Annotated in this window: 22 protein-coding genes; 12 read left to right on the plus strand and 10 right to left on the minus strand. The window is 72.3% G+C overall.

The genetic code is table 11. The annotated features are described in order from the left end of the window. Nucleotides 1-25 precede the first annotated feature (25 nt). Together ACIQMR_RS24310 and ACIQMR_RS24315 are read left to right on the plus strand one after the other, a co-directional pair. Nucleotides 26-1,159, plus strand: coding sequence for an acyl-CoA dehydrogenase family protein (locus ACIQMR_RS24310; RefSeq protein ID WP_401390879.1), 1,134 nt, complete (start codon nt 26-28; stop codon nt 1,157-1,159). Beyond that, nucleotides 1,156-2,205, plus strand: coding sequence for a Zn-dependent alcohol dehydrogenase (locus ACIQMR_RS24315; protein WP_401390882.1), 1,050 nt, complete (start codon nt 1,156-1,158; stop codon nt 2,203-2,205). Before ACIQMR_RS24310 ends, ACIQMR_RS24315 begins: the two co-directional genes overlap by 4 nt. A 279-nt stretch (nt 2,206-2,484) precedes the next feature. Here the strand turns inward: ACIQMR_RS24315 and ACIQMR_RS24320 are convergent, their stop codons facing one another. Next, the gene (locus ACIQMR_RS24320) at nt 2,485-3,471 is read right to left on the minus strand and encodes a GlxA family transcriptional regulator (RefSeq protein WP_401390885.1); all 987 of its coding nucleotides are present in this window, start codon (nt 3,469-3,471) and stop codon (nt 2,485-2,487) included. Between the two features lie 71 nt (nt 3,472-3,542). On the opposite strand from ACIQMR_RS24320, the gene ACIQMR_RS24325 reads away from it, so the two are divergent. Further along, complete coding sequence (locus tag ACIQMR_RS24325) at nt 3,543-4,862, plus strand: MFS transporter (RefSeq protein ID WP_401390888.1); 1,320 nt, start codon at nt 3,543-3,545, stop codon at nt 4,860-4,862. A 96-nt stretch (nt 4,863-4,958) separates the two neighbouring features. On the opposite strand, the gene ACIQMR_RS24330 is transcribed toward ACIQMR_RS24325, so the two are convergent. Next, nucleotides 4,959-5,555, minus strand: coding sequence for a flavin reductase family protein (locus ACIQMR_RS24330; protein ID WP_401391055.1), 597 nt, complete (start codon nt 5,553-5,555; stop codon nt 4,959-4,961). A 132-nt stretch (nt 5,556-5,687) separates the two neighbouring features. Here ACIQMR_RS24330 and ACIQMR_RS24335 point away from each other — a divergent pair, with 132 nt between their 5' ends. Continuing rightward, the gene (locus ACIQMR_RS24335) at nt 5,688-6,302 is read left to right on the plus strand and encodes a phosphoribosylanthranilate isomerase (RefSeq protein WP_401390890.1); all 615 of its coding nucleotides are present in this window, start codon (nt 5,688-5,690) and stop codon (nt 6,300-6,302) included. An 86-nt stretch (nt 6,303-6,388) separates the two neighbouring features. Next, nucleotides 6,389-6,571 (plus strand): hypothetical protein, encoded by a 183-nt coding sequence (locus ACIQMR_RS24340; protein WP_401390893.1) that lies wholly within the window; start codon nt 6,389-6,391, stop codon nt 6,569-6,571. Nucleotides 6,572-6,628: 57 nt separating this feature from the next. On the opposite strand, the gene ACIQMR_RS24345 is transcribed toward ACIQMR_RS24340, so the two are convergent. From ACIQMR_RS24345 to ACIQMR_RS24355, 3 genes are all read right to left on the minus strand, one after another. Beyond that, complete coding sequence (locus tag ACIQMR_RS24345; RefSeq protein WP_401390896.1) at nt 6,629-7,444, minus strand: enoyl-CoA hydratase/isomerase family protein; 816 nt, start codon at nt 7,442-7,444, stop codon at nt 6,629-6,631. 130 nt (nt 7,445-7,574) lie between these two features. After that, a complete protein-coding gene (locus ACIQMR_RS24350) occupies nt 7,575-9,797 on the minus strand; it encodes an acetate--CoA ligase family protein (RefSeq protein ID WP_401390899.1) in 2,223 nt (740 codons plus the stop codon). Between the two features lie 255 nt (nt 9,798-10,052). Beyond that, nucleotides 10,053-11,201 carry a flavin-containing monooxygenase gene (locus tag ACIQMR_RS24355; protein WP_401390902.1) on the minus strand — a complete coding sequence of 383 codons (1,149 nt, stop codon included), beginning with the start codon at nt 11,199-11,201 and terminating at the stop codon, nt 10,053-10,055. Between the two features lie 118 nt (nt 11,202-11,319). Here ACIQMR_RS24355 and ACIQMR_RS24360 point away from each other — a divergent pair, with 118 nt between their 5' ends. After that, nucleotides 11,320-11,772, plus strand: coding sequence for a DoxX family protein (locus ACIQMR_RS24360; protein ID WP_340369712.1), 453 nt, complete (start codon nt 11,320-11,322; stop codon nt 11,770-11,772). Next, nucleotides 11,769-12,218: a Zn-ribbon domain-containing OB-fold protein gene (locus ACIQMR_RS24365; RefSeq protein ID WP_401390905.1), complete on the plus strand. Its 450-nt coding sequence runs from the start codon at nt 11,769-11,771 to the stop codon at nt 12,216-12,218. Before ACIQMR_RS24360 ends, ACIQMR_RS24365 begins: the two co-directional genes overlap by 4 nt. On the opposite strand, the gene ACIQMR_RS24370 is transcribed toward ACIQMR_RS24365, so the two are convergent. Next, nucleotides 12,184-12,594 carry a hypothetical protein gene (locus ACIQMR_RS24370; protein WP_401390908.1) on the minus strand — a complete coding sequence of 137 codons (411 nt, stop codon included), beginning with the start codon at nt 12,592-12,594 and terminating at the stop codon, nt 12,184-12,186. The two genes, ACIQMR_RS24365 and ACIQMR_RS24370, sit on opposite strands and share 35 nt — an antisense overlap. A 75-nt stretch (nt 12,595-12,669) precedes the next feature. Between ACIQMR_RS24370 and ACIQMR_RS24375 the strand changes: the two genes are divergently transcribed. The 4 genes from ACIQMR_RS24375 to ACIQMR_RS24390 all read left to right on the plus strand — a co-directional run bounded on the left by ACIQMR_RS24375 (nt 12,670) and on the right by ACIQMR_RS24390 (nt 14,957). Continuing rightward, the gene (locus ACIQMR_RS24375) at nt 12,670-13,494 is read left to right on the plus strand and encodes a Scr1 family TA system antitoxin-like transcriptional regulator (RefSeq protein WP_401390911.1); all 825 of its coding nucleotides are present in this window, start codon (nt 12,670-12,672) and stop codon (nt 13,492-13,494) included. After that, nucleotides 13,491-13,745: a DUF397 domain-containing protein gene (locus tag ACIQMR_RS24380; protein WP_401390918.1), complete on the plus strand. Its 255-nt coding sequence runs from the start codon at nt 13,491-13,493 to the stop codon at nt 13,743-13,745. The genes ACIQMR_RS24375 and ACIQMR_RS24380 overlap by 4 nt, the downstream gene beginning before the upstream one ends. Nucleotides 13,746-13,755: 10 nt before the next feature. Then, on the plus strand, nt 13,756-14,607 hold the full coding sequence (locus tag ACIQMR_RS24385) for an endonuclease/exonuclease/phosphatase family protein (RefSeq protein ID WP_401390921.1): 852 nt from the start codon (nt 13,756-13,758) through the stop codon (nt 14,605-14,607). Nucleotides 14,608-14,732: 125 nt separating this feature from the next. Next, nucleotides 14,733-14,957 (plus strand): DUF4287 domain-containing protein, encoded by a 225-nt coding sequence (locus ACIQMR_RS24390; protein ID WP_401390924.1) that lies wholly within the window; start codon nt 14,733-14,735, stop codon nt 14,955-14,957. Nucleotides 14,958-15,024: 67 nt separating this feature from the next. Here the strand turns inward: ACIQMR_RS24390 and ACIQMR_RS24395 are convergent, their stop codons facing one another. The 3 genes from ACIQMR_RS24395 to ACIQMR_RS24405 form a co-directional block, all read right to left on the minus strand. Continuing rightward, nucleotides 15,025-16,623, minus strand: a complete 1,599-nt coding sequence (locus tag ACIQMR_RS24395) for an alpha/beta hydrolase (protein ID WP_401390927.1) — start codon at nt 16,621-16,623, stop codon at nt 15,025-15,027. 261 nt (nt 16,624-16,884) lie between these two features. Beyond that, nucleotides 16,885-17,580, minus strand: coding sequence for a pyridoxal 5'-phosphate synthase (locus tag ACIQMR_RS24400; RefSeq protein WP_401390930.1), 696 nt, complete (start codon nt 17,578-17,580; stop codon nt 16,885-16,887). Between the two features lie 10 nt (nt 17,581-17,590). Then, nucleotides 17,591-18,016 carry a pyridoxamine 5'-phosphate oxidase family protein gene (locus tag ACIQMR_RS24405; RefSeq protein ID WP_401390933.1) on the minus strand — a complete coding sequence of 142 codons (426 nt, stop codon included), beginning with the start codon at nt 18,014-18,016 and terminating at the stop codon, nt 17,591-17,593. Nucleotides 18,017-18,191: 175 nt separating this feature from the next. Between ACIQMR_RS24405 and ACIQMR_RS24410 the strand changes: the two genes are divergently transcribed. Then, the gene (locus tag ACIQMR_RS24410) at nt 18,192-18,635 is read left to right on the plus strand and encodes a hypothetical protein (protein ID WP_401390936.1); all 444 of its coding nucleotides are present in this window, start codon (nt 18,192-18,194) and stop codon (nt 18,633-18,635) included. A 285-nt stretch (nt 18,636-18,920) separates the two neighbouring features. Here ACIQMR_RS24410 and ACIQMR_RS24415 read toward each other — a convergent pair whose 3' ends face one another. Beyond that, nucleotides 18,921-20,105: a thiolase C-terminal domain-containing protein gene (locus ACIQMR_RS24415; RefSeq protein ID WP_401390939.1), complete on the minus strand. Its 1,185-nt coding sequence runs from the start codon at nt 20,103-20,105 to the stop codon at nt 18,921-18,923. Between the last annotated feature and the right edge of the window lie 46 nt (nt 20,106-20,151).

Below are 20,151 nucleotides of genomic sequence, written 5' to 3' on the forward strand. Positions count from 1 at the left end.
CCGCCCCCACGATCAGGAGGCGTACATGGACTTCGAGTTCGGGCCCGAGGACCAGGCCTTCCGGCGGGACGCGCGCGGCTGGCTGGAGGACCACCTCACCACCGACCGCACCCGCCTCGCCTGGGAGCGGGAACTCGGCGCCGGCGGCTGGATCGGCCTCGGCTGGGACGCCGACCACGGCAACCGCCGTGCCACCCTCACCCAGCAGGTCGTCTGGGCCGAGGAGTACGCCCGCGCCGGCGCCCCCGCCCGTCTCGGCCACATCGGCGAGAACCTGCTCGCCCCGACCCTCATCGCCTACGGGAGCAAGGAACAGCAGGCCCGCTTCCTGCCGGGCATCGCCCGCGGCGAGGAGCTCTGGTGCCAGGGCTACAGCGAACCCGGTGCCGGCTCGGACCTCGCCTCCTTGCGCACCGTCGCGGTGAAGGACGGCACCGGCTACCGGGTCACCGGCCAGAAGATCTGGACCTCGCTCGCGGCGGACGCCCACTGGTGCTTCGTACTGGCCCGCACCGAGCCCGGTTCCGGCCGCCACCACGGACTGACGTTCCTGCTCGTGCCGATGGACCAGACAGGCGGCCGGATCGACGTACGGCCCATCCGCCAGATGTCCGGGACCAGCGAGTTCAACGAGGTCTTCTTCGACGGGGCCGAGGCCGTCGAGGCGGTCGGCGGCGAGGGCAACGGCTGGCAGGTGGCGATGGGCCTGCTCGCCCTGGAGCGTGGTGTGTCGACGCTCGTCCAGCAGATCGGCTTCGAGGAGGAGCTGGCCCGGATCGTACGGGCCGCGGTCGACAGCGGCGCCGTCGACGACGATCCCGTGCTGAGGGACCGTCTCGTACGCCAGTGGGCCGAGTTGCGCACCATGCGCTGGAACGCCCTGCGCACCCTGGGCGGTTCCGGCGGGGACCCGGGTGCGCCGAGCGTCGCCAAACTGCTGTGGGGCGGCTGGCACCAGCGGCTCGGCGAGCTGGCGATGCAGATCAGGGGCGCGGCGGCGGCGTCAGGAACCGGCGCGTGGACACCGTCGTACGAACTCGACGAACAGCAGCGGCTGTTCCTCTTCAGCCGCGCCGACACGATCTACGGCGGCTCGGACGAGATCCAGCGGAACATCATCGCCGAGCGCGTGCTCGGCCTACCCAGGGAGCTGCGGTGAGAGGTGTCGTCTTCGACGGTGAGCGGGCCGAGGTGGCGGACGACCTGGAGATACGGGACCCCGGCCCCGGCGAGGTGCTGGTGGCGATCGCCGCGGCGGGGCTGTGTCACAGCGATCTGTCGGTGATCGACGGCACGATCCCGTTCCCGGTGCCCGTCGTCCTCGGCCACGAGGGCGCGGGCGTCGTCGAGGCCGTCGGCGCCGGCGTCACCCACGTCGTGCCCGGCGACCACGTGTCGCTGTCGACGCTCGCCAACTGCGGGGCGTGCGCGGAGTGCGACCGAGGGCGGCCGACGATGTGCCGCAAGGCCATCGGGCGGCCGGAGCGGCCGTTCACGCGGGGTGGGAAGCCGCTGTACCAGTTCGCCGCGAACTCCGCCTTCGCCGAACGGACCCTGGTCAAGGCCGTCCAGGCGGTGCGGATCCCCCCGGAGATCCCGCTCACCTCCGCGGCACTGATCGGCTGCGGGGTGCTGACGGGCGTGGGCGCCGTGCTCAACCGGGCGAAGGTCGCCCTGGGTGACACGGTCGTCGTCATCGGGACCGGCGGCATCGGCCTCAACGTCCTTCAGGGCGCACGGCTCGCGGGCGCGGTCACCATCGTCGCGGTCGACACCAACCCGGCCAAGGAGGAGACGGCCCGGCTCTTCGGCGCGACGCACTTCCTCACGGCGGTGGACGCGGTACGGGACATCCTTCCGGACGGTGCGCAGCACGTCTTCGAATGCGTGGGGCACACGGGGCTCGTCCGCCGGGCGATCGACCTCCTGGACCGCCACGGCCAGGCGGTGCTGCTCGGCATGCCGGCCCCGACGGCCGAGGCGACGTTCCTGCCCGCGGCGATGTTCCTGGACAAGTCCATCCTCGGCTGCCGCTACGGCTCCTCGCGCCCGCAGCACGACATCGCGCTGTACGCCCGGCTGTACGGGGAGGGGCGGCTGCTGCTCGACGAACTGGTGACGGAGACCTACCCGGTCGAGGACTTCGCGAAGGCGGCGGACGACGCGGAAGGGGGCCGCGTGGCCCGCGGGGTGCTCACGTTCTGACCTCGGGCGGGTCCGCCCGCCCGCGGCGCCTTCGGTGCGGTACGAGTGCGCCCCGTGCACGAGAGCCGCCCGGCGCACGCGAACTGCCCCGTGCTCGCGGCCCGTTCCCCCGAACGGGAACGGCCCCGTGCACGCGGACTGACCCGCGCACGCGGATTGACCCGCGCACGCGGATTGACCCGCGCATGCGGATTGACCCGCGCATGCGGATTGACCCGCGCACGCGAACCGCCCCGCACGCGGACCGCCCCGCGCCGGCGCCGGACGCGGCCGTTCGCGTCAGCGCGACGCCGTCGCCCGGAAGGCGCGCCGGTACGCCGTCGGCGCGACGCCGAGCGCCGCCAGGACGTGCTGACGCATCGACTGCGCCGTACCGAAGCCGGCTTCACGCGCCACCTGGTCCATCGACAGCTCCGTGGACTCCAGGAGCTGCCGTGCCCGCTCCACACGCTGCTGGGCCAGCCACTGCCCCGGACTCACCCCGACCTCCTCGCGGAAGCGACGCGTGAAGGTCCGTACGGACATGGCCTCCTGCCCGGCGAGGTCACGCAGCTGGATCGGCTCGTGGAGGTGCTCCAGCGCCCAGGCCCGCGCGTCCGCGGTGGTCGCGGTCTGCGGCTCGGGCACGGGCCGGCGGATGTACTGCGCCTGGCCGCCGTCGCGGTGCGGCGGCACGACCGTGCGCCGCGCCACGTCGTTGGCGACCGCCGTGCCGTGGTCACGGCGCACGATGTGCAGCGACAGATCGATGCCCGCGGCCACCCCGGCGGACGTGAGGACGTCCCCGTCGTCGATGAAGAGCACCTCCGCGTCGACCTTGACCCGCGGGAACAGCCGCTGGAAGTGCGCGGCGGCGGACCAGTGGGTCGTCGCGGGCCGCCCGTCCAGGAACCCGGCGGCGGCCAGCACGTACCCGCCGGTGCAGATCGACACCATCCGGGTGCCGGGCCGCAGCAGCCCGAAGGCGGCGGCCAGTTCGGGGGTGAGCACGCCCTCCTCGTACACGGTGCCGAGCTCGTACGACGCGGGCACGATCACGGTGTCGGCGGTCGCCAGCGCCTCCGGGCCGTTCTCCACGAGGACGGCGAAGTCGGCGTCCGTGCGCACTGGGCCCGGTGGCCGCACCGAGCAGGTGACCACCTCGTACAGCTTCCGGCCTGCCGCGTCGGCCGCGCGGCCGAAGATGCGCTGGGGAATGCCCAGCTCGAAGGGGAGGCAGCCGTCGAGCGCGAGGACGACGACGCGGTGCGGCATCACGGAGGCCATGGCCCGATCATATCGAATACTGTCCTTCGGGCCACTCGTCGGAGATCCCCGGCACACCGATCCTGGGTGACGTGACCCAGACAAACGCTGTCCCCGCCGTCCCCGCACAGGAAGCGCCCCGCCTTCCCCGCCGCCCCGGTCGTGTCCACCGCGCCTGGTTCGTCGCCGCCGTCGCGTTCGTGACGATCATCGGCGCGGCCGCCTTCCGTTCCCTGCCCGGGCTGTTGATCGACCCGCTGCACGCGGAGTTCGGCTGGTCGCGCGGCACGATCGGGCTCGCGGTCTCCGTCAATCTGGCGCTGTACGGGCTCACGGCACCGTTCGCCGCCGCGCTGATGGACAAGTACGGCATCCGCAAGGTCGTCGCCGTCGCGCTGACGATCATCGCGATCGGCTCGGGCCTGACGGTGTGGATGACGGCGGCCTGGCAGCTGCTGCTCTGCTGGGGACTGCTCGTCGGGCTCGGCACCGGGTCGATGGCGCTCGCCTTCGCGGCGACGGTGACCAACCGCTGGTTCACCGAACGCCGCGGCCTGGTCACCGGCATCCTGACCGCGGCCGCCGCCTCCGGACAGCTGATCTTCCTCCCGCTGCTGTCATGGATCGTCCAGGAGCACCACTGGCGTCCCGCCGCCGTCACGGTCGCCCTCGCCGCGTTCGCCGTCGTCCCGTTCGTCTGGCTGCTGCTGCGGGACCATCCGGCGGACGTGGGGCTCGCCCCGTACGGCGCGAAGGAGTTCGTCCCCAAGCCGGCCCCGGTGGCGGGCGCGGCCCGCCGCACGCTCACGGTCCTCTTCTCGGCCGCCCGCACCGGCCCCTTCTGGCTGCTGGCGGGTACCTTCGCCATCTGCGGCGCCTCGACGAACGGTCTCGTCCAGACCCACTTCGTCCCCGCCGCCCACGACCACGGCATGCCCATCACGGCCGCCGCCTCGCTGCTCGCGGTCATCGGCGTCTTCGACGTCGTCGGCACGATCGCCTCGGGCTGGTTCACCGACCGCTTCGACGCCCGCCGGCTGCTCGCGGTCTACTACGCGCTGCGCGGCGTCTCACTGCTCTTCCTGCCGATGCTGCTGGCCCCGTCCGTCCACCCGCCGATGATCTTCTTCATCGTCTTCTACGGCCTCGACTGGGTCGCGACGGTCCCGCCGACGATCGCGCTGTGCCGTGAGCACTACGGCGACGAAAGCGCCATCGTCTTCGGCTGGGTCCTCGCGTCCCACCAGGTCGGCGCGGCGATCGTCGCCTTCGCGGGAGGCGCGGCACGGGACGTCTTCGGCTCGTACGACGTGGTCTGGTACGCCTCGGGCGCGCTGTGCGCGGCGGCGGCACTGATGGCCCTGGTGATCACCCGCCGCCCGGCGGCACCGGCTCCGGCGGCCGTGGCCTGACCGCCGACGGCCGCGCGCCGACACCGACGCTTACGGTCAGGCGCGGACGCTGACGCTTACGGTCAGGCGCGGACGCCGACGCCTACGCGCCGACGGCTACGCGCCGAGCCGTCCGAACCGTCCCCGGTGGAACAGCAGCGGATCGCCCTCATCCTCCGCACCCAGCGCCTCCACCCGCCCCACCACGATCAGATGGTCGCCGCCCGTGTGGACCGCGCCGATCGTGCAGTCGATCCAGGCCGGTACGGAGGCGAGCCGGGGCGAGCCGGTCACGGGGGCGGGGGTGTGGCCGACGCCCGCGAACTTGTCCGCGCCGCTCACCGCGAAGGCACGGCACAGCCCGCCCTGATCCGCCCCGAGGACGTTGACGCAGAAGGCCCCGGCACGGGCGATACGCGGCCAGGTCGTCGACGTACGCGCGACCATGAAGGCGACCAGGGGCGGATCGAGGGAGAGCGAGGCGAAGGACTGGCAGGCGAACCCCGTGGGCCCGCCGCCCTCCTCGTCGTACGCCGTGACGACGGTGACCCCGCTCGCGAAGTGCCCGAGCACCCGGCGGAACTCGGCGGGGTCGACCGGCAGCCGCTCGTCGTCCCGCACGGTACGCAACTCCGGTCGCGGCAGGGCGTCGTACGGCTCGGCTGCCGTGGCGGCGCCGACGGACCTGAGGTAGCGGACGGCGGTGGCGGCCATCCCTGCGTGTCCCATCACGACAGCCATTGAAGCTGACGGATCGTCAGATAGGAAGGTGCGGGAACGGTCCAAGGCCCGTGCGGCCAGTAGCGTTGCCGTGCACACGGTCCCGGCAGTCGAGGAGCACGAGAAGTGGGCACCCCCTTGTTCATCAAAGTCTGCGGTCTGCGGACCGAGCAGGACGTCGACACGGCCGTCGAGGCCGGCGCCGACGCGATCGGCTTCGTCTTCGCGGAGAGCCCGCGCCGCATCGACGCCGGCACCGCGTCGCGGCTGGCGCGGCGCGTGCCGGAGGGGATCATGACGGTCGGCGTCTTCCGCAACCAGCCGCTCACCGAGGTCCGGGAACTGCTGGACGCGAGCGCGATGCGGGCCGTACAGCTGCACGGTGACGAGGACCTCGCCTTCTACGACGCCCTGCGGCCGGACGGGCGGCCCCTGATCCGGGGAGTCTCCGTACGGGGCGACGCACCCCGGCACGGCGAGCGCGGCGAGGACATCCTGCTGCTCGACGCGCCGGTACCGGGCGCGGGCGAGGTGTGGGACCGGTCGGGCAAGCGGCTGCCGGAGCCCGGCCTGGCGTGGCTGCTCGCCGGGGGTCTCGACCCGGGCAACGTCGCGGAGGCGGTCCGCGCGGCCCGCCCGTGGGGCGTGGACGTCTCCAGCGGGATCGAGATCAGCCGTGGCGTGAAGAGCCCCGAACTGATCACCGCGTTCATCGAGGCGGCCCGCGCCGCCGCCGGGTAGCTCCGGCCCGGCAGCTCGACGCGCCATCCGAAGTGGCTGATAGCTTCTGCGAATTGTTGGCAGGAGCATGGAAGAACGCACGGGGGATGGATGCCGTGTGCGACGGGCGGCCCGCGCTCCACACGCTGACCGTCAGCTTCACCTACGACGACGTCGTGCTCGACCGTCTGCCCGCACTCCTTCGCGCCTACGTCGACGACATCACGCGCCGCCGAGGCTGCACCGACGTCACGTTCCCCGAGCCGTCCGACTTCGGGGCGGGCCGCTGACGGGCCGCTGACGGTACGGGACGTCTCCGGACGCCCCGGCCGGGCGGGGACGTGTCCCTAACGCCCCCGGTACTCCGGGGTGCGTCGCTCCACGAAGCTCGCCACGCCCTCGTTCGCGTCCCTGGTCGTCATGGCGATCTCGACCGCCGCGGCCTCGGCGGCGAAGGCCGACGCCCGGTCGGTGTCGAGGGAGGCGTTCACCAGCTGCTTGGTGAGGGCGAGCGTGCGCGTCGGGCCCTGGGCGAGGCGGCCCGCCCACTCGCGGGCCGTCTTCTCCAACTCCTGCGCCGCCACGACCCGGTTGACCAGACCCATCCGTTCGGCGCCGGCCGCGGACAGCGCGTCGCCGAAGAACATCAGCTCCTTCGCGCGCTGCGGCCCGACCAGTCGCGGCAGCAGATACGCGCCGCCGCCGTCCGGGACCAGTCCGCGGCGTACGAACACCTCGATGAAGCGGGCGGATTCGGCGGCGAGGACCAGATCGCAGGCGAACGCGAGGTGCGCGCCGATACCGGCCGCGACGCCGTTCACGGCCGCGATCACGGGCTTCTCGCAGTCGAGGACGGCCGTGACGAACCGCTGTGCGCCGCGCCGGATCGTCCGGGCCACATCACCCGTGACGGGCTCCGCGCGGGCGGCCGGGGTGCCGCGCAGATCGGCGCCCGCGCAGAACCCCTTGCCCGTGGCGGTGATCACGACGGCGCGAACGTCCGGGTCGGCGGAGGCGTCGTCGAGCAGCGCGATGACGCGTTCGCGCTGGTCCCAGGTGACGGCGTTCATCGCCTCGGGGCGGTTGAGGGTGATCCACGAGACGCCGTTGTCAGTGGTGTGGAGTACCAATGACTCAACGGGCTCTTCGGGGGAGAAAGTCATGGGGGTACGGCTCCAATACGTCTGCGTGCACGTTCACGTCCGGGTCGGCACCCCCGGTGCCGGCCTCGGTGGCAGTGCCGGTGTCGGCGTCGGTGCCGGATCAATCGGTGTCGGATCGGTCGGCGTCGGTTCAGCGGCACACGGCGAGCGCGTCCAGCGCCACCGCGCCCTGCCCGCGCGGCAGCACCATCAGCGGGTTGATGTCCAGCTCGGAGAGGTCCCCGCCGAGCTCCAGCGCCATCCGCTGGATCCTCAGGACGACCTCGACGAGCGCGTCGACGTCCACCGGTGGCCCGCCCCTGACCCCGTCGAGCAGGGCCCGCCCGCGGAGTTCGCCGAGCATGGAGCGTGCCTGCTCCTCGCCGAACGGCGGGACCCGCACGGCCGCGTCCTGGAGCACCTCCACCAGCACACCGCCCAGCCCCACCGTCACCGTCGGCCCGAAGAGCGCGTCCTGGGTGACGCCGACGACCATCTCGACGCCGCGCTCGACCATCTGGCAGACCAGGATGCCGTCCAGGTCGATGTTCTCGTAGCGGGCGATGTCGGTCAGTTCTCGATAGGCGTCGCGGACCTGGCTGGCCGAGGTCAGCCCGATCTTCACCAGGCCCAGCTCGGTCTTGTGGGCCAGCTGCGGCGCGGACGCCTTCATCACCACCGGATAGCCGACCAGCCCCGCCGCCCGTACCGCGGCCGCCGCGCTGGTCACCAGCTGCTCGCGCGGTACGCGGATGCCGTACGCCCGCAGCAGCTGCTTCGCCGCGTGCTCGCTGAGCCGGTGCCCGGGGCGCAGCAGCGCCTGGGCCTTGCGGAAGGAGGGGGAGAGGGTGCGGGGCGCCTCGTCGAAGGCCGAGCGGTAGCCGGTGGTGAAGCGGTGGTGGTCCAGATACGCCTTGACGGCGGTGATGCAGTTGCCGAACGTACGGAAGGTGGCGACCCGTGACGACCCGAGCAGCGTCGTCCGGTAGGCCTCCTCCGTGCCGACCGGCGAACCCCACACCACGCACACCAGTTTGTCCGTCTCCTCCGCCGCGTCCACGAGGTCCTGCGCGAGCCTGTCGCTCATGGGCGGGAAGGGGCCGGTGATCGGGCAGATCAGCACGCCGACCTGAGGATCGGCGAGGATCGCGTCGATGATCTTCCGGCCGCGCCAGTCGCCGACCGGGTGGCCGCCGTTGTCGACGGGGTTGGCGACGTTCAGGTACTCCGGTATCCACTGGTGCAGTTCGGCCTGCTTGGCCCCGGACAGCGGCGGCAGCCGCAGCCCCGCCGCGGTCGCGAGATCCGAGAAGTGCGCGCCCGTCCCGCCCGAGATCGAGTAGACGACGACCCCGTCGCTCCGGGGCCGACGCGCCCGCGCCAGCAGCGCGGCGGTGTCCTGGAGTTCGTCCAGCCCGTCGACGCGGATCACGCCGTACTGGCGCATCGCCGCGTCCACGACCTGATCGGCGCCGGTGAGCTTGCCCGTGTGCGAGGCGGCCGTCCGCGCGCCGGCCTCGGTGCGGCCGACCTTCACGGCCACGACGGGCACGCCGGCGCGTGCCGCCCGGTCCGCGGCGAGCAGGAACGACCGGCCGTCCTTGAGCCCCTCCACGTAGCAGGCGATCACGCCGACCTCGGGCCGCCCGGCGAAGTACGAGATGAAGTCGGCGGTCTCCAGATCGGCCTCGTTGCCGGTCGGCGCCCAGTGCGAGAGCCGTACGCCCAGCTCCTGCATGGTGAACACCGGGCGGCCCTGGTGGCCGGACTGGGTGATCAGCGCGATGGCCGGCCCTTCGAGGTCGTCGCGGAACCGCTCGAAGGCGTTGAGGTTGGTGTTCGGCCCGAGCATCCGCACCCCGGACCGCTCCACCGCCGCGGCCAGCCGCCGCTGGGCGTCCGCGCCCTCCTCGCCGGTCTCTGCGAACCCGGAGGCGAAGGCCACGGCGAACTTCACCTTCGCCTGCCCGAGTTCCTCGATCACGGGCAGCGGGTCGCCGACGAGCAGCACGGCCAGGTCGACGGGCTCCGGCAGATCCGCGACGGACGGCACACAGGGCCGCCCGAAGACGGCGGTCCGGCTGGGATGCACGGGATGCAGCCGCGCGCCGACCCGCTCGGCCCAGGCGATCAGCTGCCGCGTGATCCCGGTGTTGGGCCGCCCTTCGGCGTCGGACGCGCCGACGACGGCGACCGACTCGGGCCGGAAGAACCGGTCGAGATCGGGGACCGGCGCATAGAGCGGACGGCCGCTGACATCCAGGTCGCCCTCGCTCGCGGCGATGCCGTGGACGGTGGGCCCGGTCTGCTCCCCGCAGGCCACGACTCGGGCGCGGAGATCGGTGGTCAAGGTGCCATGGGTTGATCCAAGCATCGTTCCGCCCGCTCCTTGCTCGTCGGCGCTCGTCGGCCAAGCCGTCAACTGACGCATAGTCAGATTACAGAGCTGACGGACAGTCAGGAACCCGTCGTGCATGCAATCCATGCCCCGTCCGGGGCATGTCGCATCCTCGGAAACACGCCAAAAGCCCACGGGAGGCCGCCCGTACCGCGCCGAGGCGGTCGGCCGTACCGCCCGGAGAGGGCTGCCGCGCCGGGGTCCGGCGCGGCAGCCCGTGCCCCGGGGGTGTCAGCGGGAGAGCGCCTTCGCGATCTTCCGGGCGTCCAGGGCCATCTCGCGGAACATCCCGCTGATCGGGTTGGTGAAGCCGGTGAAGTACAGCCCGGGTGCCTGCTTCGGGGCCCGGGCGCCGTGGACGAGAGGGCGGCCACGGTCGTCCAGGACGCCGAGGTGACCGACCAGGGGTTCCAGGGCGCGGGTGTAGCCCGTGGCGGCGATGACCGCGTCGGGGGTGATGGGTGAGCCGCCCGCCAGGGCCACCTTGGACTCCTCGAACGATTCGACCGCCGCGACGACCTCGACGCGCCCGGACCGGATCGCGTCGATCAGCCCCACGTCCTGCACCGGGATCGCGCCCTGCCGCACACGGGAGTAGAGGCCCGTGTCCGGTCGGGGCAGGCCGTGGGCCGACAGGTCGGGCACGGAGATCCGGCCCATGAGGTCGCCCGCTTTGTCGACCAGCCGGACCGGCAGGCGGCGGACCAGGATGCCGGTGCGCTGGGCGGGCCAGCCGGCCGTGGAGCGGCGCACGATGTGCGGAACGGTGCGTATGGCGAGCCGCACCCGCGCGGCGCCGCCTTCCACGAGGTCGACGGCTATCTCGGCGCCCGTGTTGCCGGCGCCGACGACCAGGACGTCCTTGCCCGCGTACGGGGCGGCGTCGCGGTACGCGGAGGCGTGCAGCAGCTCGCCCGTGTACGTGTCCAGGCCCGGCCAGTCCGGCAGGCGCGGGGTGTGGTTGAAACCGGTCGCCACCACGACGGCCCGCCCCGTGAGCAGGCGCCCGCCGGACGCGTGCAGCACCCAGTCGGACCCGGCGGGCTCGATCCGGGAGACCTCCACTCCCGTCACCAGCTCCAGCTCGTGGAACTCGGCGTACTTCTCCAGGTAACGGACCACGTCGTCCCGCGACACCCAGCGCCCGAACCTGCGCGGCATGGGAAGTCCGGGGAGCCCGGACAGCCGTCGGGTGGTGTGCAGGTGCAGCCGGTCGTAGTGCCCGCGCCAGGACGACCCGACGGACTCCGACTTCTCCAGCACCACCGCCCGTACGCCCCGCTCCCGCAGGGCTGCGGCGACGGCGAGACCGCCGGGTCCGGCCCCGATGATGTACACGGGGCGGTCGTTCGTAAGATCCATGGCTCTGTGATCAGGCATGAGCGCACAGCGTAACGGCGCACCATTGCGAATCGGTCACGGTCGCCTACCTCTTGCGCGTACAGCTTCCCGTCCGGTGAACTGACGTACCGTCAGAATCGAGGGAGGGGTCCCCGGGATGCAGACCATCTGGCTCACCGGCGCCGAATGGCTCGCCGTCCTCCGCATCGGGCTCGGGCTGTGGTGGCTGGAGAGCTGGCGGCACAAGGACAGGAAGGGCTGGTTCGAGCGCGGCACGGGCATCGCCTGGGCCGCCGACGTGGCCGCGAAGCACCGCTGGACGGTCGTGAAGCACGGCTTCGACCGCGTCGTCGCACCGCGCCCCAAGGCCATGGCGTACGTCGTCGTCTACGCCGAACTCGCCCTCGGCCTCGGCCTGGTCACCGGCTTCCTCACCCCGGTCGCCCTCGTCGGCGGGCTCGTCCTCAACCTCCTCTACCTCGTCCTGATGATCCACGACTGGGCGGAGCAGGGGCAGAACGCGATGATGGCGCTGGTCTCGCTGGTCGCCCTCTTCGCCATGTCCTGGCAGACCTGGTCCCTCGACAGCGCGATCGGACTCTTCCTGTGAACGCCGCCACCCCCGACATCGACGACTTCACGCGCCCCTGGTGGGACGCCGCCGCCGAGGGCCGCCTGCTCATCCGCCGCTGCGGCACCTGTGGGCGAGCCCACCACTACCCGCGCGAGTTCTGCCCCCACTGCTGGAGCGAGGACACCGCCTGGGAACGGGCGAGCGGCCGGGCGACCCTCTACACCTGGTCCGTCGTCCACCGCAATGATCTCCCGCCCTTCGACGCCCGCACGCCCTACACCGCGGCCGTCGTCGATCTCGCCGAGGGCCCGCGGATGATGACCGAGATCGTCGAATGCGCGGAGGCGGACCTGCGCATCGGCATGGAGCTGGAGGTGGCCTTCCGCGAGGAGGGCGGGGGAGTGGCGGCGCCGGTGTTCCGCCCGGCCCGGCAGATCAGCGGCCGGCTCAGCCCTCCGGCGACAGGCACAGCTGCGCGGTGACCACCGCGAGCAGCAGCTCCGGGTCGACGAACTCGCCGACGGCCGGCGGTCCCGCGCGCCACGACAGCGGATAGGTGTTGCCGTGCGCGGCGGGCACGCCGACGTACTGGTCCCGGGCGCACGGGCCGAAGCAGGCGGCTCCCGGCGGCCAGGCGTGTTCCTTGCTGCTGCCGGGAGGGATGAGGAAGTACGTCCACCGCCCGCGCCACATCTCCCGTACGACGGGCCCGGGATGCCCGTCCGTGGCGGCGACGAGGTGGTGCAGCACGGCCTCGCCGCGGACGCCGTGGACGCGTACGGCGTCGAAGTGGATCCCCGCGAGGCGTAATTGCACGCCGGACGCCGGGACCCAATCGGGGAGTTTCTCGCTGGTCATGCCCCCGAGGATCGTCGTGGTTGCGTAGCGTGACCAGAGGGACACGGTCCACATCGGGCGGATGTGGGAAGGGCGGTGGGAGCTGTGGGGTCGGGCAAGGAGCCCTCGCCCGCGCGCAGGCACGTGGGCGAGCTGGTCAAGCTGTTCCGGGGCCTCGCGGACATGACGCAGCGGGACCTGGCGGAACGGCTGCTGATGTCGGAGTCGCTGGTCGGCGCGTACGAGCGGGCCGAGCGCATCCCGACGACGGCGTTCCTGGTGGAGGCGGACGGGGCGCTCGGGGCGAAGGGGGTGCTGGCGTCGTGCGTGGCGATGATGGAGGAGGAGAAGTACTCGCCGAAGTTCCTCAACTGGAAGCGCACCGAGGCCGAAGCGGCGAGCATCAGCGCCTACGAGACGATGCTGGTCCCCGGGCTGCTCCAGACGCCCGCCTATGTGCGGGCGCTGTACGAGGTGCGGGTGCCTATGTACGAGCCGGAGGAGATCGACCGGCACGTGGAGGCACGGCTGGAGCGGCAGGACGTGCTCGACCGCAGGCCGAGGCCGATCGTCGCCTATGTCATCGAGGAGTCGGTGCTGCACCGCCCGATCGGCGGTGGGGCGGTACTCAAGGAACAGCTGGCACGTCTACTGGAGTCGGTGCGGACGAGGAACCATCTGACGGTGCAGGTGATGCCGACGGAGCGGGCGGTGCACGCCGGGCTGAACGGACCACTGAAGCTGCTGAGCACCCGGGACGGGCGGAATCTGGGGTATGCGGAGGGGCATGGCGGAGCTACCTTGATCTCCAAGCCCGACGAGGCGAACCGGCTGTTCGACCTCTTCGGGGCACTGCGGGCCCAGGCCCTCACCCCCTGGGAGTCCGTGGAACTGATCGAGAGGATGGCGGCGAGACCGTGAACCCCGACCTGGTGTGGTTCAAGAGCAGCTACAGCAACAACGAGGGCGGCGAGTGCGTCGAAGTCGCCTACGCCTGGCGCACCTCCAGCTACAGCGGCAACGAGGGCGGCGAGTGCGTCCAAGTCGCCGCCTGCCCCCACACCGTCCACGTCCGCGACTCCAAGGTGCCGGACGGCCCGATGCTCAGCGTCGCCCCGGCGGCCTGGACCGCGTTCGTCGCCACGACCGCCGCCCCGCGGCCGGCCCGGTAGCTTTCAGTCCATGCGCGTGGTGACGTGGAACGTGTGGTGGCGCTTCGGGCCCTGGGAGAAGCGGCGGCACGCGATCCTGGCCGTCCTGCGCGAGCTGCGGCCCGATGTCGTCGGCCTCCAGGAGGTCTGGGCGAAGGGCGACGAGAACCTGGCGCAGTGGCTCGCCGAGGAGTTGGGGCTCCACTGGGCATGGGCGGCCTCCGACGCGCCGCAGCGCTGGCAGAAGAGGAACGGCGAAGCGGACGTCGACTTCGGCAACGCCGTGCTCAGCCGGTGGCCGATCGCCGGCCGCGAGGTCCTGCGGCTGCCGCCGAACACGAGGTTCGACGACGGCCGTCTCGTGCTCCACACCCGGCTGGACGTGCCCGGCGGGCCGCCCGTGCCGTTCTTCACCACCCATCTGACCTCGGGCCCCGACGCCTCGGCCGTGCGCTGCGCGCAGGTGCGCGAGCTGGTCGGTTTCGTCGCCGCGCACCGGGGTGCCGGGCCGTATCCGCCGGTGATCACGGGGGACTTCAACGCCTGGCCGGACTCCGACGAGATCCGGCTGCTCGGTGGACTCAGGACCGCGCCCGCCGTCGCGGGGCAGGTGTTCCTCGACGCCTGGGAGTACGCGGATCCGTCGGCCCCGTCCGCGACCTGGGACACGACCAATCCGTACCTGAGCGGCTTCGGGCCGAGCGTCCGCATCGACTACATCCACGTCGGCCCGCCAGGACCGGGCGGGCTCGGCCATGTGCGTTCCGTCCGGCGGGCGGGCTTCGGGGCCGTCGACGGCGTCTGGCCGTCCGACCACGCGGCGGTCGTCGCCGACCTCGTGCCGCCCGAGTCCCCGGACCCGTCGCGCCCGCCGCACATGTGACACACGTCGCACCGGACGGACCGATCACTTCGGTTCGTGCCGTCGGTCATCACCGCAACAGCAACGGACGCCAGCAGTGTTGGCACCCGCGACCGACGCGCACGGACGACAGGAGACCCGTCGCCATGACCACGCAGAGCAGCAGCGCCGTAAAGGGCCCGGCCGGCTACTTCCCCTCGATCGAGAAGAAGTACGGCCGCCCGGTCACGCATTGGCAGGAACTCATCCGCTCGTCCCCGCTGACCAGGCACATGGAACTCGTCTCCTGGCTCAAGACCGAGCACGGCCTGGGTCACGGCCACGCCAACGCCCTCGTCGCGTACACCCTCGCCGAGAGCGGCGGGGAATAGCCGGGTCCCGACCTGCGACGTGGGGCCCCCGCCCGTTGGAAGCCCCACGTCCCTCACTCTTGCCGGGTCAGAAGCGGTCTCGCGTCCCGGACAGCCCCGGGATTCCCGGAGGCGTCGGCAGCGGAAGCTGCAGCCGGTCCTTGCGCTGGCCGGCCGGGGTGCGGCAGGTCAGGTCCTTCGCGGGGAGCTTGCCCGTGGTCAGGTAGGCCGTGGCGGTCTTGTCGGCGCAGGACTTGGAGCCGTAGATGCCGTGGCCCTCGCCGCCGAGGACCGTGACCATCCGGGAGCCCTTCATGGCCCGGCGCAGGCCCTGACCGCTGGTCAACGGCGTCTGGGAGTCCCACTCGTTCTGCAGGACGAGCGCGCCGACCTTGTTGTCGATCCTGGTGGCCTGCTCGGGGCCGTTCTTCCAGAACGCGCACGGCTTGATGTTGGACGCGAAGTCGCCGTACAGCGGGTACCTGGCCTTGTCGCGGACGGCGTCACGGCGGTACTGCTCGGGATCGCGCGGCCAGGAGCGGGTGTCGGCGCACACCACGGCCCAGAAGCTCGCGTCCCCGTTGTCCGAGGGCACGGCGCGGGCGAACGACGGCGGGACGGGGCTCGGCGACGAGCCGCGCTCGCGCGACGGCGCCGGCTTCTTGCCCGCGGCCGCCTTCTTCAGGTCGGCGACCTGCTGGGCGGCGACGTCCGCGTCGAAGAAGACCGCCCGCCCGGCGCGGATGTCGTCGCCGGTGAGGCTCATCCCCTCGAACTCGATGGGCTTGCGGTCCGCCTGGGCGACCAGGTCCCAGAAGGTCTTGCGGACCTTGGCCGGGGTGTCACCGAGCTTGTACTGCGCCTGCCGCTTCGCGGTCCATTCGCTCCAGTGCGTGAACGCGGGCTCGGCGCCCTCCGCCCACACCTGGATCATGCCTCGCCAGATCCGCTGCGGGTCGACGGCGCTGTCCAGCACGAACCGGTCGGCCCGCTTGGGGAACATCTGCGTGTAGACGGCGCCGAGGTAGGTGCCGTACGAGTAGCCCAGGTAGGAGATCTTCTTCTCGCCCAGCACGGCGCGGACGACGTCCATGTCGCGAGCGGTGTTGCGGGTGGTCAGGTGCAGCAGCGCGTCACCGCCCTTGGCCCGGCACTTCTCGGCGACCGTACGGGCCCACTCCACGTCCTTGGCGAACGTCGCGGCCTTGTAGGGCCGTTCCCAGTTGCGTTCGTCTTCCTTCAGTCCGCAGCTGACCGGGGAGCTCTGGCCGACACCGCGCGGATCGAACCCGACGAGGTCGTACTGCTTCGTGACGGCCTTGGGCAGCTCCATCGCCATGAACGGCGGCATGCCGAGGCCCTCACCGCCCGGGCCGCCGGGGTTCAGCAGCAGAACGCCGCGGCGTTCCGACGAACTGGTGGCCTTCATTCGCGAGATCGCGATCTCGGTCTTCTTGCCGCCGGGACGCCCGTAGTCCAGCGGCACCTTGATCATCGCGCACTGGTGCGCGGCGGGGCCCTGGGCGTCGCAGCGCTGCCAGCGGGGCTTCTGCTGCGTGTACTGCTTCATGGGGTGCGCGGCGGCGGCCGCCGCCGGGGCCGCGGTCGCCGTTGCGGGCGTGAGCGCGGGTATGAGGGTCGCGAGGGCGCTGACGGCCAGGACGGGTGCTATTCGACTTCTGCGCACAGTGAATGCCGGTCCTCGTGAGGGGGGTGGGTGGTCTCATCCACCCTCTCGCGCAGGGGAGTTCGGCGAATCCATCGGCGGGGCAAGGTGCATCCGACCGCAGGCGTACGGACCGGCGTGAGGAAATGGTCCCCGGGATGTAGGCCGCGAGGGGCCGTTTTTCCGTCCGGGGTGTCACGGCAGCATGGGCGTCACGACATCCGGGGGTCCGCCCGGCAGGGGGAGCCGGGCCCGGCGGCGGGGCCGGTCCGGTCGTCCGGACTACGGCCAGAGCAATTCCCTGGCCCAGCCCTTCCCTTCGCGCAGGTAGCGCAGGCGTACGTGACGCCGGCGGGCCTCGCCCTGGAAGAACTCCACCTCGGACGGTTCGAGCACGTACACCGTCCAGGTGCCCGACGTCGCGTCCGTCTCGGCCGCCGCCCGTTCCCAGGCCGCCTCGCTCGCCCGCTCCAACTCCTCGTAGGTGACGAGTGGTTCGCTCTGGCGCCCGACCAGGGCCGCTGCCAGCGCACCCGTCGAGCGCGCGTGCAGATCGGCGTACGCCTCGTCCGCCGTACCGGGGACGACCCGTCCACGGACGCGGATCTGCCGCCCCTGCGCGGGCCAGTAGAAGCCGAGCGCCGCGTCGGGGCGGGTGGCGAGCTGGCGGCCCTTCGCGCTCGTCGAGTGGGAGGCGAAGTGCCAGCCCCGCTCGTCGGCGTCGTGCAGCATCAGCGTCCGGACGTCCGGACGGCCGTCCTCGTCGACGGTGGCGAGGGTCATGGTGTGCGGCTCGGGCTGGCCGGCGGCCGCGGCCTGGACGAACCAGCGGTGGAAGAGCGGCAGCGGGTCGCCGGGCGCGTCCGCGGGGTCGAACGTGGGCAGTTCGGTGTCCCACACCCGCAGCGACCTGAGCAGCCTGTGGAAGTCCTGGCTGGAGCTGGAGCTGGAGCTGGTGCTGCCGTGCTCGTGCGTCATGCCCCGATCTTCACACCTGGCCCAGGTCCGCCGACACCCACCTCTCCGGGCGCATATGGATCACGACCTGCTCGCCGTGGTTCTTCTCGGCGAACTCGACGTAGCCGTCCACCTTCTCCGCCGGCAGGTAGCGGGCCGACATCTCCCGGAGCAGAGCGGGCGTCCCGGGCGTCGTCCTGGTCACCGGGCCCTCGACGGAGACGTACCGGATGGTGGGTTCGATCCGGTCGACGAGCAGCGAGAAGCGCCCCGCCGCGTCGATCCGCCGGTGCTTGCGCGAGTCCCGCCCGGTCAGGATCCAGACCTCGCCGCCCGCCTCGTACTGGTACCAGATCGGCACGGTGAGCGGCCCCCGGCCTTCTCCGCCGTCCACCGAGAACGCCGCTACATGCGGCTGTGCCAGGAACTGTTCGCGCTCTTCGAGGGTCAGGGCCACCGGAGTCTCCTTCGCGCCGATTCGTGCGGTCGACAGGCTTGCGGGTCGCGTGAACTCCACCCCACTGTGCCGCACCAACCGCTCCGAGCGAACCCGGACGCGCGCAGCCGGGCCCTGACCTGCGGTGCTGGGTTATCCTCCGCGGACGATCGACGTATCCAGGGGTGGGGACTCCATGCAGAAGAAGCAGAAGGTGGTTCTGGCTGCCGCCGCGGCGGCAGTGCTCGCCGCGGTACCGGCCACGCTGGTGATTCAGGACCGGGTCGAAGCGGCTGCCGTGGCGGAGGAGCGGAAGTCGCTCGAACTGGCCGCTCTGAAGATCTTCCAGCGCGACGCGGATCGCCCCGCGGCGTACTGGCGGACCGTGCCCGCCCCCGGCGGCATGGTCTGGGACAGGGCCGTTGCCCGAGCCCAGTTGTCCCGGGTGGAGAAGGAGGGCCACCAGGCGAAGGTGTGGGTCAGTGAGATCACGACGCCGTACGCGAGCGACCCTTCCGGAGGGCGCCGACAGGCGACCACTCCGTACGCCGCCGGCCACCTCTTCGTCTTCGAGCCCTCGGGGGACGGCTGGCGGCTGGCCAAGGACCTGACGCGATCCGAGCTGGCGGGCAACGGATAGCGGTTGGGCACCAGGCGGACCGGCCCCCGCGCAGGGTCGCCGGACGCGTCGGACCGCGTCGGACCGTGCCGGACTCTCCGGACGCCGGATGGTGCCGGGCCTGCTGGACCGCGCCGGACTCTCTGGACCGCGCTGGACCGCGCCGGACCCGCCGGACCCGCCGGACCCGACGGACTCTCCGGACCGCCGGATGGGTGCCGGGTCCGCCGGACGCCGGATGTGCCGGGCCCGCTGGACCACGCCGGACAGGCGGAACGCGCCGGACCGCCCGCCGTCCGGCGCGGATCAGCGGGCCAGTACCACCGTTCCCGCGGAGCAGAACCAGCCGCCCGTGCCCGAGGCGACGGCCAACTCCGGAAGGCTGCCGTCCGGTCGCCGTACCTGATGACCGCCCGCCTCGCCGCGCAGCTGCCGTACGGCCTCGACCAGCAGGAACAGCCCTCGCATCCCGGGATGGCAGGCCGAGAGCCCACCGCCGTCGGTGTTCACGGGCAGCTCGCCGTCCAGCCGCAGCCGGCCCTTCTCGACGAAGGCCCCGCCCTCGCCCTTCGCGCAGAAGCCGAGGTCCTCCAGCGTCACGAGCGTCATGTAGGTGAAGGCGTCGTAGATCTCGGCGACGTCGATGTCCGCCGGCCGCACCCCGGCCCGCTCGAAGGCGAGCCGTCCGCTGACCGCAGCGGGCGAGACCGTGAAGTCGTCCCACTCCGACATCGTCGTGTGCGAGACGTGCTCGCCGGTGCCGAGCACCCACACCGGCGCCTTCGCCGTGTCCGGTACGTACTCCTCCGCCGCCAGCAGCACCGCGCAGCCGCCGTCGCTGCGGATGCAGCAGTGCAGCTTGGTGAAGGGATCGGCGATGACCGGGCCGGCCAGCACGTCGTCCACGGTGATCGGCTCGCGGAACATCGCGTCGGGGTTGTGCGCGGCGTTCGCCCGCGCCTGGACGGCGACCTCGGCGAGCTGCTCCAGCGTCGTGCCGTACTCGTGCATGTGGCGGCGGGCGGCCATCGCGTACTTGGCGATCAGCGTGTGCCCGTACGGGGCCTCGAACTGCAGCGGCCCGCGGGCGCCGAAGGAGAGGTTGGAGGTGCGGCGTCCCGCGCGGATGTCGGCGCGGGCGGTGGACCCGTAGACGAGGAGTACGGCATTGGCGTGACCTGCGGCGATGGCGTCCGCGGCGTGCGCGGCCATGACCTCCCAGGTGGCGCCGCCGACCGCGGTGGAATCCACCCAGCGGGGCCTCAGGCCGAGATACTCGGCCACCTCGGCCGGCGCGAGGGTGCCGAGCCCGGCCGAGGCGAGGCCGTCGACCATGTCCCGGCCGAGCCCCGAGTCGGCGAGGGCGCGGCGTGCGGCCTGGGCGTGCAGGGCGTACGGGGTGGGGCCGTCGACGCGGCCGCAGTCCGAGAGGGATATGCCGACGACGGCGACCTTGCGGGGGGCGCGAGGGCTGCGCTGACTGGTGGGCATGGATCTGACGGTACATCAGATCCATGGGGCCGGCGGTACGCTCGTC

Origin of the sequence: Streptomyces sp. NPDC091376, assembly GCF_044757085.1 — a bacterium.
In the GTDB taxonomy this organism is placed as follows: Bacteria; Actinomycetota; Actinomycetes; order Streptomycetales; family Streptomycetaceae; genus Streptomyces; species Streptomyces pratisoli.

What these genes read in the sequence shown, in the direction of transcription:
- ACIQMR_RS24310 (WP_401390879.1), top strand. Translation starts at nt 26, where the DNA reads ATGGACTTCGAGTTCGGGCCCGAGGACCAGGCCTTCCGGCGGGACGCG.
- ACIQMR_RS24320 (WP_401390885.1), bottom strand. Translation starts at nt 3,471, where the DNA reads ATGGCCTCCGTGATGCCGCACCGCGTCGTCGTCCTCGCGCTCGACGGC.
- ACIQMR_RS24330 (WP_401391055.1), bottom strand. Translation starts at nt 5,555, where the DNA reads ATGGCCGCCACCGCCGTCCGCTACCTCAGGTCCGTCGGCGCCGCCACG.
- ACIQMR_RS24340 (WP_401390893.1), top strand. Translation starts at nt 6,389, where the DNA reads ATGGATGCCGTGTGCGACGGGCGGCCCGCGCTCCACACGCTGACCGTC.
- ACIQMR_RS24345 (WP_401390896.1), bottom strand. Translation starts at nt 7,444, where the DNA reads ATGACTTTCTCCCCCGAAGAGCCCGTTGAGTCATTGGTACTCCACACC.
- ACIQMR_RS24350 (WP_401390899.1), bottom strand. Translation starts at nt 9,797, where the DNA reads ATGCTTGGATCAACCCATGGCACCTTGACCACCGATCTCCGCGCCCGA.
- ACIQMR_RS24355 (WP_401390902.1), bottom strand. Translation starts at nt 11,201, where the DNA reads ATGCCTGATCACAGAGCCATGGATCTTACGAACGACCGCCCCGTGTAC.
- ACIQMR_RS24360 (WP_340369712.1), top strand. Translation starts at nt 11,320, where the DNA reads ATGCAGACCATCTGGCTCACCGGCGCCGAATGGCTCGCCGTCCTCCGC.
- ACIQMR_RS24370 (WP_401390908.1), bottom strand. Translation starts at nt 12,594, where the DNA reads ATGACCAGCGAGAAACTCCCCGATTGGGTCCCGGCGTCCGGCGTGCAA.
- ACIQMR_RS24385 (WP_401390921.1), top strand. Translation starts at nt 13,756, where the DNA reads ATGCGCGTGGTGACGTGGAACGTGTGGTGGCGCTTCGGGCCCTGGGAG.
- ACIQMR_RS24390 (WP_401390924.1), top strand. Translation starts at nt 14,733, where the DNA reads ATGACCACGCAGAGCAGCAGCGCCGTAAAGGGCCCGGCCGGCTACTTC.
- ACIQMR_RS24400 (WP_401390930.1), bottom strand. Translation starts at nt 17,580, where the DNA reads ATGACGCACGAGCACGGCAGCACCAGCTCCAGCTCCAGCTCCAGCCAG.
- ACIQMR_RS24410 (WP_401390936.1), top strand. Translation starts at nt 18,192, where the DNA reads ATGCAGAAGAAGCAGAAGGTGGTTCTGGCTGCCGCCGCGGCGGCAGTG.
- ACIQMR_RS24415 (WP_401390939.1), bottom strand. Translation starts at nt 20,105, where the DNA reads ATGCCCACCAGTCAGCGCAGCCCTCGCGCCCCCCGCAAGGTCGCCGTC.